Origin of the sequence: Acetobacterium tundrae (assembly GCF_008086615.1) — a bacterium.
GTDB lineage: Bacteria > Bacillota > Clostridia > Eubacteriales > Eubacteriaceae > Acetobacterium > Acetobacterium tundrae.
On record NZ_RXYB01000009.1, the window covers coordinates 120021 to 134215 of the forward strand.

The 14195-nt window shown below is 40.1% G+C and carries 9 protein-coding genes, 5 tRNA genes and 1 rRNA gene; 13 read left to right on the forward strand and 2 right to left on the reverse strand.

The genetic code is table 11. The features are described 5' to 3' along the window. Positions 1-81 precede the first annotated feature (81 nt). The 4 genes from FZC40_RS09200 to FZC40_RS09215 all read left to right on the forward strand — a co-directional run bounded on the left by FZC40_RS09200 (position 82) and on the right by FZC40_RS09215 (position 8636). Positions 82-1668 (forward strand): FGGY-family carbohydrate kinase, encoded by a 1587-nt coding sequence (locus FZC40_RS09200; protein WP_148603590.1) that lies wholly within the window; start codon positions 82-84, stop codon positions 1666-1668. Further along, the gene (locus tag FZC40_RS09205) at positions 1652-5887 is read left to right on the forward strand and encodes a 2-hydroxyacyl-CoA dehydratase (protein WP_148603591.1); all 4236 of its coding nucleotides are present in this window, start codon (positions 1652-1654) and stop codon (positions 5885-5887) included. The genes FZC40_RS09200 and FZC40_RS09205 overlap by 17 nt, the downstream gene beginning before the upstream one ends. Before the next feature lie 289 nt (positions 5888-6176). After that, on the forward strand, positions 6177-6872 hold the full coding sequence (locus tag FZC40_RS09210) for a response regulator transcription factor (protein WP_148603592.1): 696 nt from the start codon (positions 6177-6179) through the stop codon (positions 6870-6872). 9 nt (positions 6873-6881) lie between these two features. Then, positions 6882-8636 (forward strand): HAMP domain-containing sensor histidine kinase, encoded by a 1755-nt coding sequence (locus tag FZC40_RS09215; RefSeq protein WP_148603593.1) that lies wholly within the window; start codon positions 6882-6884, stop codon positions 8634-8636. Here the strand turns inward: FZC40_RS09215 and FZC40_RS09220 are convergent. Next, positions 8626-9150 carry a Gx transporter family protein gene (locus FZC40_RS09220; RefSeq protein WP_148567685.1) on the reverse strand — a complete coding sequence of 175 codons (525 nt, stop codon included), beginning with the start codon at positions 9148-9150 and terminating at the stop codon, positions 8626-8628. The two genes, FZC40_RS09215 and FZC40_RS09220, sit on opposite strands and share 11 nt — an antisense overlap. Further along, positions 9150-9497, reverse strand: coding sequence for a NusG domain II-containing protein (locus FZC40_RS09225; RefSeq protein ID WP_148603594.1), 348 nt, complete (start codon positions 9495-9497; stop codon positions 9150-9152). Before FZC40_RS09225 ends, FZC40_RS09220 begins: the two co-directional genes overlap by 1 nt. 179 nt (positions 9498-9676) lie before the next feature. On the opposite strand from FZC40_RS09225, the gene FZC40_RS09230 reads away from it, so the two are divergent. From FZC40_RS09230 to FZC40_RS09270, 9 genes are all read left to right on the forward strand, one after another. Beyond that, positions 9677-10750, forward strand: a complete 1074-nt coding sequence (locus FZC40_RS09230; RefSeq protein WP_148603595.1) for an FAD:protein FMN transferase — start codon at positions 9677-9679, stop codon at positions 10748-10750. A gap of 70 nt (positions 10751-10820) precedes the next feature. Further along, positions 10821-11978, forward strand: coding sequence for a M20 metallopeptidase family protein (locus FZC40_RS09235; protein WP_148603596.1), 1158 nt, complete (start codon positions 10821-10823; stop codon positions 11976-11978). Between the two features lie 16 nt (positions 11979-11994). Further along, the gene (locus FZC40_RS09240) at positions 11995-12738 is read left to right on the forward strand and encodes a class I SAM-dependent DNA methyltransferase (protein WP_148567689.1); all 744 of its coding nucleotides are present in this window, start codon (positions 11995-11997) and stop codon (positions 12736-12738) included. 71 nt (positions 12739-12809) lie between these two features. Beyond that, positions 12810-12885 (forward strand) — tRNA-Val (locus FZC40_RS09245). Between the two features lie 22 nt (positions 12886-12907). Beyond that, positions 12908-12984, forward strand: a tRNA-Asp gene (locus FZC40_RS09250). 527 nt (positions 12985-13511) lie between these two features. Next, positions 13512-13587, forward strand: a tRNA-Phe gene (locus FZC40_RS09255). Positions 13588-13592: 5 nt separating this feature from the next. Then, positions 13593-13667: transfer RNA gene (locus tag FZC40_RS09260), tRNA-Gly, on the forward strand. Positions 13668-13683: 16 nt separating this feature from the next. Beyond that, positions 13684-13757: transfer RNA gene (locus tag FZC40_RS09265), tRNA-Cys, on the forward strand. A 254-nt stretch (positions 13758-14011) separates the two neighbouring features. Further along, a 16S ribosomal RNA gene (locus tag FZC40_RS09270) occupies positions 14012-14195 on the forward strand; the annotation flags it as partial.

A 14195-nucleotide genomic window follows, 5' to 3' on the forward strand; every position in this document is an offset into this window, starting at 1 on the left:
TTTTAATAACACTTTTCTTTGGAATATTAGGAAATATTTGATATAATGAAGTGAATTATTGCAACGTTTGGAGAATAGATTTTGAATAAAAGTGAAAATAAAAATATAGTATTAGCAATTGACTGCGGAACCAGAGGGATTAGAGGGATCCTTTTTGATGACTGCGGAAATGAACGGGGAAAAAGCGAGAAGATTTTTGATGGCTACTATTCAAAATGTTTTCAATGGAAGGAAGCACCACCAGAAATGTTCTGGGATGGTTTGGTTGAAGTTGTCAAGAATCTCAACCAGAAAGATCCGATTCTTTTTAATGCCATTCAGGGGATGACCGTGTCATGCCAGCGCGATATTATTACCGTTGTGGATGAAAATGGCGAACCCCTGCGTGATTTTATCAGTTGGCTGGATCGGCGAGAGTTGGATGAGTCGCTGCCTTTTGCACGTTCTTATACGCTACTGTTTAAAATGATCGGTTTTAATGATTCGGCAAAATCGTTCAGTAGGATCACCCATGCCAATTGGATAAAAGTTAATGAACCGAAAATTTGGGAAAAAACCAGCAAAGTTGTTTTTCTATCCACCTATCTTTTAACAAAATTAACCGGGAAGGTGATGGATAGTCGATCATCGATCGCCGGACATGTTCCTTTTGATACAAAGCGGAAGGAATGGTGCAAAAAAAATGATGTCAAATATCAAATCATAAAAATTGAACCGGAAAAATGCTTCGATTTGGTGAATTCCTGTGAAATTATTGGTCAACTGACAGCAGCGGCTGCGCAAATGACCGGGCTGCCCGCGGGACTGGCTATTGTGGCATCGGGAACGGATAAAGGTTGTGAAACAGTGGGGGTAGGGGCATTAACGCCGGAAATCGCCAGTGTTTCCTTGGGCACCCAATCAACAGTAGAGATATCGACAACAAAGTATGTTGAATTGTATCCGTTCTATCCGTCTTTTACAGCGGTTGATCAAGATTCATATAATCCCGAGGTGACAATTTATCATGGGTTTTGGATGGTAAATTGGTATGTTAAAGAATTTTTCGATCAGGTAGATCCCGAAGAACTCCATCCTCTTCTTGAAGAATATCTAAAAGAGACACCGGTGGGTGCAAATGGACTCGTTCACCAGCCCTATTGGGGGATGGAAGCTTTCCGTCCGGAAGCAAAAGGTTCCTTCATCGGATTTACTGAAGGTCACACTAAGAAGCATATTTACAGGGCAATCGTTGAGGGCTTGGGATATGGTTTGTTGGAAGGTCTTGAATTAATCGAATCAAAAACAAAAATTCCGGTACAGGCTATCGGTCTTTCCGGCGGCGGATCCCGAAGTGATGGGGTCACCCAAATTATGGCTGATATCTTTAATCGCCCGGTGTATCGGGTACAAACCTTTGAAACAACGGGATTAGGTGCAGCAATGGCAACGTTTGTGGGTTTAGGACGATATCAAACCATTTCTGAAGCCAGCGACCAGATGATTCATCGGTCAAAGGTGTTTTTGCCGGAGCCAACAAATGTAATGATATATTCAGGAATTTATAATAAAATATATAAGAAACTATATGGTCGTATAAAACCATTGTATCAAGCATATAATAAAATGAACAAGGTTACTGACATATTGGAAGAAGAGGTCACAAAATTTAATGAAAAACAATTATAAAATGGGAATTGATATTGGTTCAACCACGATTAAAGTGGTGATAATCAATGAAAAAAATGAAATCATCTACGAGGTATACCGTCGACATCTATCGAATATTAAAATAACAATCGTTGATTTATTAAAAGAAACCTATGAAAAAGTTGGCGATTTACAGACAAAAGTATCGGTAACAGGGTCTGGCGGATTAATGATTTCGCAGTGGTTGGGAATACCTTTTGTACAAGAGGTTGTGGCTAGTACACTAGCCGTTGAACGCTGTATTCCACGGACTGAGGTTGCCATCGAACTAGGTGGAGAAGATGCAAAGATAACCTTTTTTAAAGGGACCGTTGAACAGCGAATGAATGGCACTTGTGCCGGAGGGACCGGGGCATTTATTGATCAAATGGCGACTTTGCTTAAAACAGATGCCGAAGGGCTTAATGAATTAGCCAAAAAGCACGCAATGATTTATCCGATTGCCTCACGATGCGGTGTTTTTGCAAAAACAGATGTGCAACCCCTTATTAATGAAGGGGCGGCAAAAGCGGATATCGCAGCATCGATTTTACAGTCGGTTGTCAATCAGACGATCAGCGGTTTGGCATGCGGCCATCCCATCAAAGGAAATGTAGCTTTTTTAGGCGGACCGTTGTATTTCATGTCGGAACTGCGACAGCGCTTTATTGAAACGTTAAAGCTGACCGAAGATCAAATTATTTTCCCGGATAAATCAAATTTATTTGTGGCGATCGGAGCTGCCTATTCGGCTGAAAAAGAAAAAACAGTTGATTTTAAGGATCTGGTTACCGCAGTGGGAAGTTTGGACTCGGTTTCGGAAAATGAAGTAGGTCGGTTGGATCCGCTGTTTAAAAATCAGCAGGAACTGGATAAATTCAGGGATCGGCATAATAAAAATAAAGTAAAAAGAAACGATTTAAAAAGCCATACCGGATGCTGCTTTTTAGGTATCGATGTGGGATCAACCACCACCAAGGCGGTCCTGATTAATATCGATGGAGAGCTGTTGTATAGCTACTATGGCGGGAATGAAGGCAGTCCCCTGGCGCAATCCATCAAGATTTTAAAAGAAATCTACAAAGTCCTTCCCGCGGATGTTTACATTGGCAAGTCCACAGTAACGGGTTATGGGGAAAGCTTGATTAAGCAGGCTCTTAAGGTAGATATTGGTGAAATTGAAACCATTGCTCATTATAAAGGAGCCCGCTATTTTAGACCTAAAGTTGACTTTATCCTGGATATCGGCGGTCAGGACATGAAGTGTATGCGGATAAAGAATGGAACCATCGACAGCATTATTCTTAATGAAGCTTGTTCATCAGGCTGTGGGTCTTTTTTGGAAACCTTCGCAAAATCTTTGGGACTGGAGATGGATGCTTTTGTTGAAGCGGCATTGAAGGCAAAGAACCCGGTTGATCTGGGAACGCGTTGCACTGTTTTCATGAACTCCAAAGTTAAACAGGCCCAAAAAGAAGGGGCGGAAGTGGGTGATATATCAGCTGGCCTATCCTATTCGGTGATCAGAAATGCTCTGCAGAAAGTCATAAAAATTCACAATCCCAAAGAGCTGGGAGAACACATCATCGTACAGGGGGGAACGTTTAACAACCAGGCAGTACTTCGTACCTTCGAAAAGATCACCGAAAAAGAAGTAACACGTCCTGATATTGCCGGGTTGATGGGCGCTTTCGGGTGCGCTCTTATCGCCAGAGAAAACTACACAACCGGAGATCGAAGCGGAATCCTAAGCATTGAGGCTTTGGATGATTTTGAGGTTGAAGTCAGTCACCGACGATGCGGCGGATGCAGCAATAATTGTCTTTTAACCATCAACAAGTTTAATGACAGAAGTCGTCATATAACCGGGAACCGTTGTGAAATCGGAGAAGGTGGCGTTAAAAAGAACAAAGATCTGCCAAATCTTTATCAGTATAAATATAAACGTATTTTTAATTATGAGTCCCTGCCTGTTGAGAAAGCATCCCGGGGCGTTATCGGCATTCCCAGAGCATTGAATCTCTATGAAAATTATCCATTTTGGCATACGTTTTTTACAAGCTTGGGGTATCGAGTGGTGCTGTCGCCAGAATCTAATCGAAAAATATATGAAAAAGGAATGGAGAGTATTCCATCAGAATCTGTTTGTTATCCGGCAAAGCTGGTTCACGGACACATTCAGAGCTTAATGGATCAGGGTATTAAACTGATCTTCTATCCCTGTATTCCTTATGAAGAAAAAGAATTTAAGGATGTTGACAACTGGTATAATTGTCCCATTGTCATGTCTTATCCTGAAACCATTAAGCACAATCAGGACGACATTCGCAAAGAGGGCATGACGTTCTTAAATCCCTTTCTTCCGTTTGACAATGATCAGCGTTTAGAAGAACGTCTGGCAGAGATTTTTAAAGAATACGGTGTTAGTCCGGCAGAAATTACTGCGGCGATGGTTGCCGCGACGAAAGAAAAAGAGGCTTGCCGCAGGGATGTTGAGAAAAAGGGCGAAGAAACCGTTGCGTATCTTAAAGAAACCGGCCAAAAAGGAATTGTTTTGGCGGGGAGACCTTATCATGTTGATCCGGAAGTGAATCATGGACTTGACAATATTATTACCGGTCTGGATATGGCAGTGCTGACAGAAGATTCAATTGCGCATCTTTATAATAAAAATGAGGAAGAATCGTTTAGGGTTCTGGATCAGTGGAAATATCATAGTCGACTTTATAAAGCGGCCGAGGTGGTCAATCAATATGATTTTTTAGAGTTGGTTCAATTGACATCCTTTGGGTGTGGACTGGATGCAGTGACATCAGAGCAAACACAGGAAATTCTTGAAAGTCATGGAAATATCTATACGCTGCTTAAAATTGATGAGGTTAATAATCTTGGCGCGATTCGAATTCGTATGCGGTCTTTAAAGGCCGCCATGATTGAACGGGATAAAAGCAATATTACGGTGCCCAACAAACCGTTAAAAAAGCGCGCCGTTTTTACCAAAGCGATGAAAAAAAAGCACACTTTGCTGGTCCCCCAGATGTCGCCGATTCACTTTGATTTTATGGAAGATGCGATGAGAAGTCAGGGGTATAACGTTGAGGTGATGCCCAGCGTCGACAATGCCGCGATTGACGAAGGCCTGACTTATGTCAATAACGATGCCTGCTACCCGACCATCATTACCACAGGCCAGATTATGGCGGCCTTAAAATCGGGCAAATATGATCTGAACAATGTATCCGTATTGATGTCTCAAACGGGCGGACCGTGCCGGGCCTCCAATTATGTTGCTTTTATCAGGAAAGCACTGGAATCGGCGGGAATGTCTCAAATACCGGTTATTTCTATCAGCGCTATTGGACTTGAAAGTAATCCGGGTTTCAAACTGACCTTGCCGCTGCTTTCGCGAATGCTGATTGGGATTGTCTATGGGGATTTGATGCAGAGAGTGACCAGTGCAACAAGACCTTATGAACGGCATCCGGGTTCGACTGAAGAATTGTATCAATCCTGGCGGAAAAAAATCAAAGCAAACGTAAGAAACGCAAGCCTTCGCGAATTCAAGGGAAACGTTCAGCAGATTGTCAAAGAATTTGATGCCTTGCCCCGAATTGATAAGAAAATTCCAAAGGTCGCGATTGTTGGAGAAATTCTGGTTAAATACCACCCGACAGCGAACAATAATCTTCAGAAAGTACTCGAAGATGAGGGCGCAGAAGTAATTATGCCGGATATGATGGATTTCTTCCTGTACTGTTGTTATAACCAGGTTTATAAATATGAAGAACTTTCGGGGAAGAAAAAATCGATGTTGGTTGCCAAGTTGGCAATAAAACTGTTGGAACGGACCCGAAAGAATATGAAAAACGCATTGCGAGAGAGTACTCACTTCCATCCGCCGTCAACGATTGAAAAGAAAGCCAATAAAGCGAAGGAGCTGATCTCCCTTGGAAATCAGGGGGGGGAAGGCTGGTTCTTAACCGCGGAGATGATGGAGCTTATCGAGGATGGGGTAGAAAATATCGTTTGTGTTCAACCATTTGCCTGTCTTCCTAATCATGTTATGGGAAAGGGCATGATTAAACCCATTCGCCAAAAATATCCTCGCTCGAATATTGCTCCCATCGACTATGATCCGGGAGCAAGTGAAGTTAATCAGCTCAATCGGATTAAGCTGATGATGGGAACCGCAATGAAGAATTTAAATCGAACCGATTAAATTAAAAGACTGGCTTTATCGCCGGTCTTTTTTACGTAAAAAAGCAAAAAAAAAGAACCGCTTCAATAGAAACAGCTCGTTTTTCTAAATGAAAAAGGGGAGTAATTCATTTAGAGATAAAGGATTATTTGTGATATCTTCATTATATGGAGTGACAAAGAAGAATACAATCATTATTTTTTATATAACGTTTTCAGAAATTTTGAAAAGGTTTCAATTTAACCCAAAATTTACATCTGAGAAAATTTGGGTGTGATATAATTCTTTTATAAAAAATAAAGGAGTAGTCATGAAAAAAATTCTTATTATCGAAGACGAGTTAAATATATATGAACTGATTAAATTCAATCTAAAAACGCATGGATTTGATGTGGATGGGGTTCAAGATGGTGGAATAGCCATAGAAAAAATACTTGATTATCTGCCGGATCTGATTATTTTAGATCTGATGCTTCCGGGAAAGGATGGGATTAGCATTTGCCGTGAAATTCGAGCGAATTCCGTAATTTCATATATTCCCGTCATTATGCTGACCGCCAAGAGTGAAGAGTTTGATAAAGTTCTAGGCCTCGAGATTGGTGCGGATGATTACATTACCAAACCATTTGGAATCAAGGAATTATGTGCACGAGTAAAGGCGGTATTAAGACGTACCGAAATATTACTTTCAAAAGAAGAGGAAGAAATCCGTATCGGAGATCTGCTGATTGAGCCAAAAGCATTTATCGTCTATAAAAATGGTGAAAAACTAGCGCTGACTTTAAAAGAATATGAATTATTGGTGTTTTTAGCAAAACACCGTGGTCAGGTGCTGACCAGGGATCAATTATTGGATCAAATATGGGGATATGATTATTACGGCGAAACAAGAACAGTGGATGTGCACATTCGTTATTTAAGAAAGAAAATCGAAGATTCAGCGGAAGACGGTCGAAAATATATCGAAACGGTTCGGGGGGTAGGTTACCGATTTGTCGAAGAATAGAGGCAAAAAATGAAAAAACGTTTATCCATTTCGCTCATCCTTATTATTGTAGCCAGTATTATAATTAGCAGTATATTCATCATTGTCGGTTACAGCCAGAGCTGTTATTCAGATACAGAGAAAAACATAAAAGAAAGCAACAATTATATTGTCAATTATATCTTGCCGACTTATTTAGAAACAGAAAATTCCGAAACATTAGATCATTACGCCAGCAGTATAAAAATGCGCATCACAATTACTAATATTCAGGGCGATGTTACCTATGAATCGACCCCGGGATTGGAGGAAGAAGTCAATCACATCAGCCGTCCGGAAATTGTCGGCGCAATGGCAGGCAATACAACGACAGAAATCCGATATTCAAATACGCTTAAGGTTAAAATGATTTATGTAGCAACGCCTTATTATGATGCAAACAATACGATTGAAGGCGTATTGCGAGTTGCAATGCCAGTTAGTTCCATAAATACTGCTATTTTTGAGATGATAGAAAAGATAATATTGATTATTATGATGACGATTTTTGCAACAACCTTAGTCATCCCCTATTTAATCAATCGGGAATTGAAACCTTTGGATGAGGCATCAGCTTTTGCTAGAAAAATTGCATCAGGGAAATATGGGCAGCAGCTGACGATGCTTCGCAAAGATAAAATCGGAGAATTGGTAGAATCTTTAAATCAAATGTCTTTACAGCTGAATAATTCATTCTCAGAAATGAATCGAAAAAATGCCGAGCTTACGTCCATTCTGTCAAGTATGAATCATGGGATTATTGCGATTGACGAGAAAAACAAAATTATTCATCTTAACGATGCAGCCCGAAAAATACTCAATATTTCTAAAGAAGAAAAGGTAGTTAAAAAAAATATCCTTGAAGTATATCGTGAATCTTTTATTCTGGAACTCATGGAACACCTCAAAAATGAAGAATGTGAAAGAATGAGTTTTGAATCACGCATTCATCCAGACCAGATCGTCAGAGTATATATTAACCGGATTGTCGAAAACAATAAGTTTTCAAACGGACATATTATCATTTTAGAAGATATTACATTGTTAAAAAGCTTGGAAAATATGCGACGTGATTTTATCGCAAATGTATCTCACGAACTGAAAACACCAATTACGACGATTAAGGGCTTTATCGAAACGATTCAAGTCAACAAAATAGATGATCCAGAGACATTGGATCATTTTTATTCAATTATTTCCGAAGAAAGTGATCGCCTTAGCCGCCTCGTGAGCGATATCCTGGTGCTATCTCAACTTGAAAATAAAAGTGGATTTGAAAAGAAGGCCGAGTATTTGCAGTTGGATCAGCAAATTGCCCAAATTTTTGATATTCTAAAACTCAGTGCCGAAGGAAAAAAAATATCAATGAGGTTATCCGGTGAGAAACCAATAATGCTTAGCTTTATGCCGGATGAATTCCGACAAATGATGATTAATCTGATTGACAATGCGATAAAATATTCAGAACCACAAAAGGCAGTTGAAGTGATTTTGACTCAGGACGATGAAGAAGTGAGGATTGAAGTTAGCGACCAAGGTTATGGGATTCCGACGAAAGATATTGACCGGATTTTTGAACGCTTTTATCGTGTTGATAAAAGCCGCTCAAAAGAAAAAGGAGGCACCGGTTTGGGCCTCGCAATTGTGAAACATATCATCTATAACAATCATGGGAAAATTGAAGTCAACAGTGAATTGGGTAAAGGAACGACATTCATCATCCATTTGCCGAAAACTAGGAATTGAGGCGTTTGAAAATGGTCGTTTTATCGAGAAGTCGCATCAGTTCCCGGGCGGTGATCCCGATAAATAACCCGGTGGGAATAGCAAGAAACATTAAAATAAGAAAATATAACATCAGACTACTTGTCTGAACGACAATCGATGCGACGATGACCTGCCCCAGGTTATGAGAGATGGCACCAAAAATACTGGTTAGAATCAGTGAAAAGCCATCCTTGGTAAAGTGTAAGATCAGAGCCATCACGAATAGACTTAAAAGGCCGCCGCCGAGGCTGTAAACAATTGAAAAACCACCGCCAAACAAAAATCCGGATAAAAGAACGCGGGCGACCACCACCAGTAAGGTCAGGGGCCATCCCAGGGTGAGCAGCGATACTAAAGTGATGATATTGGGCAAGCCGATCTTAGCACCGGGAATCGGAAGCGGCAAAGGGATTAGGCTTTCTACGTAGCTTAGGATTAAAGCCATTGAAACATATAAACTCAGAATAACGAGACGATAAGCTTTCGAATTCATCAGGAATTACCGGTAACGACTTCAACAACTAGTTTGTGGGGAAGACATACAATGGTTTCCCCGGGACTCGATATTGGGTAGGTTTTGACACAAATTTTATCGGGACAATCCGCATCGGTCATTTTAGCCTTACCATTAGAAATGGTTAGGGTGTTGTATCCGCCGGATGGAGTGTAGAATGTTTCGGTATGATCTTCTGAAAGGGGAAGAACGGTGACGACTTCTCCCTGACTGGTGACCCGTACGTAAAGCGGTTGATTGGTTGCATTGATAATATAATAAAGGGCAATCCCCCCTAAGCTGATTACAAGCAAAATGGTTATGACAATAAATTCCTTTTTTTTCATGGTTACCTCTTCTGATATTAGATACGATGGTATAAAAATGAAAACGCATTTTATAAAAATTATCCGCAAAGTTTATTTTATATGAAAAAACATAAATGGTAAAGGGATTACCATTTTTTTATGTTTTTTTTTTAATACTTTGATATAATACATTTACTTGTTATGAATGGGAGGAATGTATGAGCAGAATAAAAATAACAGAGAATAGCTTTAAATTGACAGGTTTAGTAATGGTGATGTTTCTAATGATGACACTTCTATCTGGGTGCAGCCAAAGTGATACGGTGACTCGAAGTGATTTTTTACTTGATACTTTTGTAAGCATTACCCTATATGGAGAATCTGATGACTCTTTATTGGACAAACCCTTTGAAAAAATTAAAGAGCTCAATGTTACTCTTGCACAATCAGATGCAGCAAGTGACTTGACTTTGATTAATGAAAATGCCGGGATACAACCTGTTCCAGTTTCGGAAGGTACCTATAAGATTATTGAAAAGGGTATTTTTTATTCAACAATTTCGGGTGGCTATTTTGATGCGACGGCAGGTCCTCTTATTGATTTATGGGGTATTCATGAACCAGAAATAAAAGAAGCACCATCCCCAGACTTGATTGCTGAAGCTCAGAAAAAAATCGATTATACGAAAATTGTGCTGAACCCATCAGAACAGACGGTATATTTAACCGATCCGGGGATGGAACTCAATCTGGGTTCGGTTTCAAAAGGATACATTGCCGATGCCGTTATGACGGTTATTAAAGATGAAGGTGTCAAACACGCCATCGTTAATTTAGGTGGAAATGTCCTGGTTATGGGTGGAAAAGCAGATGGAAAAGCGTTTGGTGTTGGGGTAGAAGATCCCAACAATCCCGGAAATGGATATATCGGGGTGGTTTCGTTAAAAGATGGCTCCGTTGTGACATCTGGAGATTATCAGCGTTATTTTACCGATGCGGCAGGGAAACGCTATCACCATATTCTTGATCCTTTTACCGGTTATCCATCCGAATCGGGGTTGACACAGGTAACGGTGGTTACAGACCAATCGATTGATGGGGATGGTTTAACAACAACATTATTTTTGTTGGGATTAGACAAGGGTTTGGCTTTGGTGGAGAAAATGGACGGCGTTGAGGCTGTTTTTGTGACGAAAGATAATCAGATCATTGCAACCAAGGGGCTCAAGGATATCTTTTCTTTTGATGAAGCAAACTATGGAAGCACCTATACTTATAAGTTACTGGAATAAATCGGTAAGCAAAGGATTGAATCATACAGAGCACTTGACGATTAGATGTGGATATTAAGAAAGGAAGCAAATGCAATATCAGAAACTGTTAGAGATGTATGAAAATGAGGCAATACGCTTGCGAAGAGAACTTCATCAAATTCCGGAAGAAGGCTTTAATTTATTTAAAACTCAGGCATATATTCTCAATTATTTAAGGGGCCTGGGCTATGAACCAGAAAAAGTATGTGATACTGGCGTTGTTTTATATATCAGAGGAGACGATGAAAATAATACGATTGCATTTCGAGCTGATATGGATGCCTTGTGCATTGTGGAAAAAGCAGGATATGATTATAGTTCTAAACATATCGGAAAGATGCACGCCTGTGGCCATGACGGACACATGACCATGAATCTGCTGCTGGCAAAATACTTATTAGATCATCCTGATGAGAAAAAAAGAAGTGTCTTGTTGATTTTTCAACCAGCCGAAGAGGGCCCGGGAGGTGCTAAGCCAATGATTGCGGCAGGAATATTGAAAAAATACGCTGTTAAAGCTATTTTTGGGTATCATCTATTCCCTTTTGTAAAGGAGGGGATCCTCAGCACTAAGGCTGGAGCGATGATGGCAGAGAACAGTGAATTTTATATTACTGTGCATGGGGTTAGCGGACACGCTGCGAAACCCCATATTGCTTTGGATGCCATTGTGGCAAGCGCTTCTCTGATCACATGTATACAAAGTATCATCAGCCGAAATTCAGATCCAATGGAAAGTGCCGTTATTTCGATTGGTTTATTAAATGGCGGGACTCGAGTAAATGTCATTGCCGAAGAGGTTAAACTTGGCGGGACAATCCGTTCTTTTAGCAAGGAAAATCACAGTATGATTCACCGACGATTGGCTGAAATTGTAAAAGGCATGGAATTAGCTTATGGCTGTACCATTGAACTGGAATTTGTGGATATGTATCCACCGGTTATCAATAATTCCGAGCTATACAAGATATTTTTAGAGCTTTGTGAACCATCAGAATGTGAAAAAATCAAGAAAATCATGCTTTCAGAAGATTTTGCCTTTTTTCAAAAAGAAATACCGGGATTGTTTATTGGCCTGGGTACCGGAAATCCCGGCAAAGGATTTGATCATGATTTGCATAAAGCGGAGTTTAACTTTGATGAAAAAGTGTTGTTGAAAGGCCTTGAAACATCGCTTAAATTTATAAAATATTCAAATAAATATTAATAGGAGGATTCTATTTATGTATGATGAATTTGCACAGGTATACGATGAACTGATGACGGGTATAGATTATCCAAATTGGTCTGATTATATTCATCGATTATTTTTCAATGGAAAACGGGAATTTAAATCGATCTTGGAATTTGGGTGTGGAACCGGAAATATTACCTGTAATTTAGCTAAAAAAGGATTTGACATCACGGCAGTTGATTTGTCAGAGGGAATGTTGAGTGTTGCCGATGAAAAGGCAGATCGAATGGGGTTAAAGAACATCCGATTTTATTTGGGAGATATGAGTAATTTTCAAATCAATCAGACATTTGATGCGGTTATCTCATGTTGTGACAGTGTTAATTATTTACCCGATCTTGAAGCGCTGCAAAGCTTTTTTCTGTGCAGTTATGATTGTTTGGAAAGTGAGGGGTTATTACTGTTTGACGTCAATACCAGTTCAAAATATAAAGAAGTGATTGCGAACAATACTTTTGTATATGATCTTGATGACATCTTTTGTGTATGGGAAAATGAGCCAGACTTTAAGAACAACGAAATGCATTTTAACCTTACCTTTTTTGAAAAGAATCAAGATGGTACATATAATCGACATGAAGAAACACAGGTGCAATATTTTTACACAATTGAAGATATCCACCGCTGTTTGATCAATGTAGGATTTAAAAATATAAAGTACTATGATTTCGGAACTTTTCTGCCAGGAAGTAACGAAGGAGACCGGATACAAGTTGTTGCAGAAAAAAAGTAATATAAACTTAAGAGAAAAGGATTGACAAATTGATTTGTCTGCCGTATAATATTGCTTGTATCTCAATTGATGGTCGCATAGCTCAGCTGGGAGAGCACCTGCCTTACAAGCAGGGGGTCATAGGTTCGAGCCCTATTGCGACCACCATTTTACAAGTAACTAACAAGACGGCCTGGTAGTTCAGTTGGTTAGAATGCCAGCCTGTCACGCTGGAGGTCAAGGGTTCGAACCCCTTTCAGGTCGCCATTTTCTTTTAGTACTAGTACACTTTAGAGATAACAATTCAACTTGATAATAATTAAATCGCTACCCCGAGGCTGATAGGATAAACCTGAGTTTGGGTTATTCACCATGGAGTAGTTAAGTCATGTAACGAACTTTAAACGTTTAACATATTATTATTTGCCCAGATAGCTCAGTCGGTATAAGCAGAGAACCCAAATCTATGATTTGGTGTGAATCGCTTAGTTAGGCAGACAAATATGTTGCCGAAACGATTGAAGACAAACAGAAATACGTTATTATTTGCCCAGATAGCTCAGTCGGTATAAGCAGAGAACCCAAATCTATGATTTGGTGTGAATCGCTTAGTTAGGCAGACAAATATGTTGCCGAAACGATTGAAGACAAACAGAAATACGTTATTATTTGCCCAGATAGCTCAGTCGGTATAAGCAGAGAACCCAAATCTATGATTTGGTGTGAATCGCTTAGTTAGGCAGACAAATATGTTGCCGAAACGATTGAAGACAAACAGAAATACGTTATTACTTGCCCAGATAGCTCAGTCGGTAGAGCAGAGGACTGAAAATCCTCGTGTCGGTGGTTCAATTCCGCCTCTGGGCACCACTTTAGCGGAAGTGGCTCAGTGGTAGAGCATCGCCTTGCCAAGGCGAGGGTCGCGAGTTCAAATCTCGTCTTCCGCTCCAATTTTTAATTTAATAAGGCGCCATAGCCAAGCGGTAAGGCAAAGGTCTGCAACACCTCCATCCCCAGTTCGATTCTGGGTGGCGCCTCCAAAAAAAACATTTCAAAACAACTTGACAACTTAAGGAAACGACGATATACTATACAAGCTTCGTAAGAACGGGGCGGCGGTCATAGAAAAGAGAATAGTACCATAAAACCTGTAAAACAGCCAAAACATTCGCAAGAATGCAAGCGGCTAAAATAGAAACAGAGAGATGCACTCTATAAAACATCAACTCGCAAGAGGATAAAATTGAGTTATTCATGAGACAGATATGAAAGCCGAAAGGCTCGAATACAAACTTTTATTGAGAGTTTGATCCTGGCTCAGGACGAACGCTGGCGGTATGCTTAACACATGCAAGTCGAACGCGACGAAGGTGCTTGCACCTTCAGAGAGTGGCGAACGGGTGAGTAACGCGTGGGTAACCTACCCTTTGGAAAGGAATAGCCTCGGGAAACTGGGAGTAATGCCTTATAAGATGCGA

Bases quoted from the DNA above. Each gene is read 5' to 3' on its own strand.
- FZC40_RS09220 (WP_148567685.1), bottom strand. From the start codon at position 9,150: ATGAATTCGAAAGCTTATCGTCTCGTTATTCTGAGTTTATATGTTTCA.
- FZC40_RS09240 (WP_148567689.1), top strand. From the start codon at position 11,995: ATGTATGATGAATTTGCACAGGTATACGATGAACTGATGACGGGTATA.
- FZC40_RS09205 (WP_148603591.1), top strand. From the start codon at position 1,652: ATGAAAAACAATTATAAAATGGGAATTGATATTGGTTCAACCACGATT.
- FZC40_RS09225 (WP_148603594.1), bottom strand. From the start codon at position 9,497: ATGAAAAAAAAGGAATTTATTGTCATAACCATTTTGCTTGTAATCAGC.
- FZC40_RS09235 (WP_148603596.1), top strand. From the start codon at position 10,821: ATGCAATATCAGAAACTGTTAGAGATGTATGAAAATGAGGCAATACGC.
- FZC40_RS09210 (WP_148603592.1), top strand. From the start codon at position 6,177: ATGAAAAAAATTCTTATTATCGAAGACGAGTTAAATATATATGAACTG.
- FZC40_RS09215 (WP_148603593.1), top strand. From the start codon at position 6,882: ATGAAAAAACGTTTATCCATTTCGCTCATCCTTATTATTGTAGCCAGT.
- FZC40_RS09230 (WP_148603595.1), top strand. From the start codon at position 9,677: ATGAGCAGAATAAAAATAACAGAGAATAGCTTTAAATTGACAGGTTTA.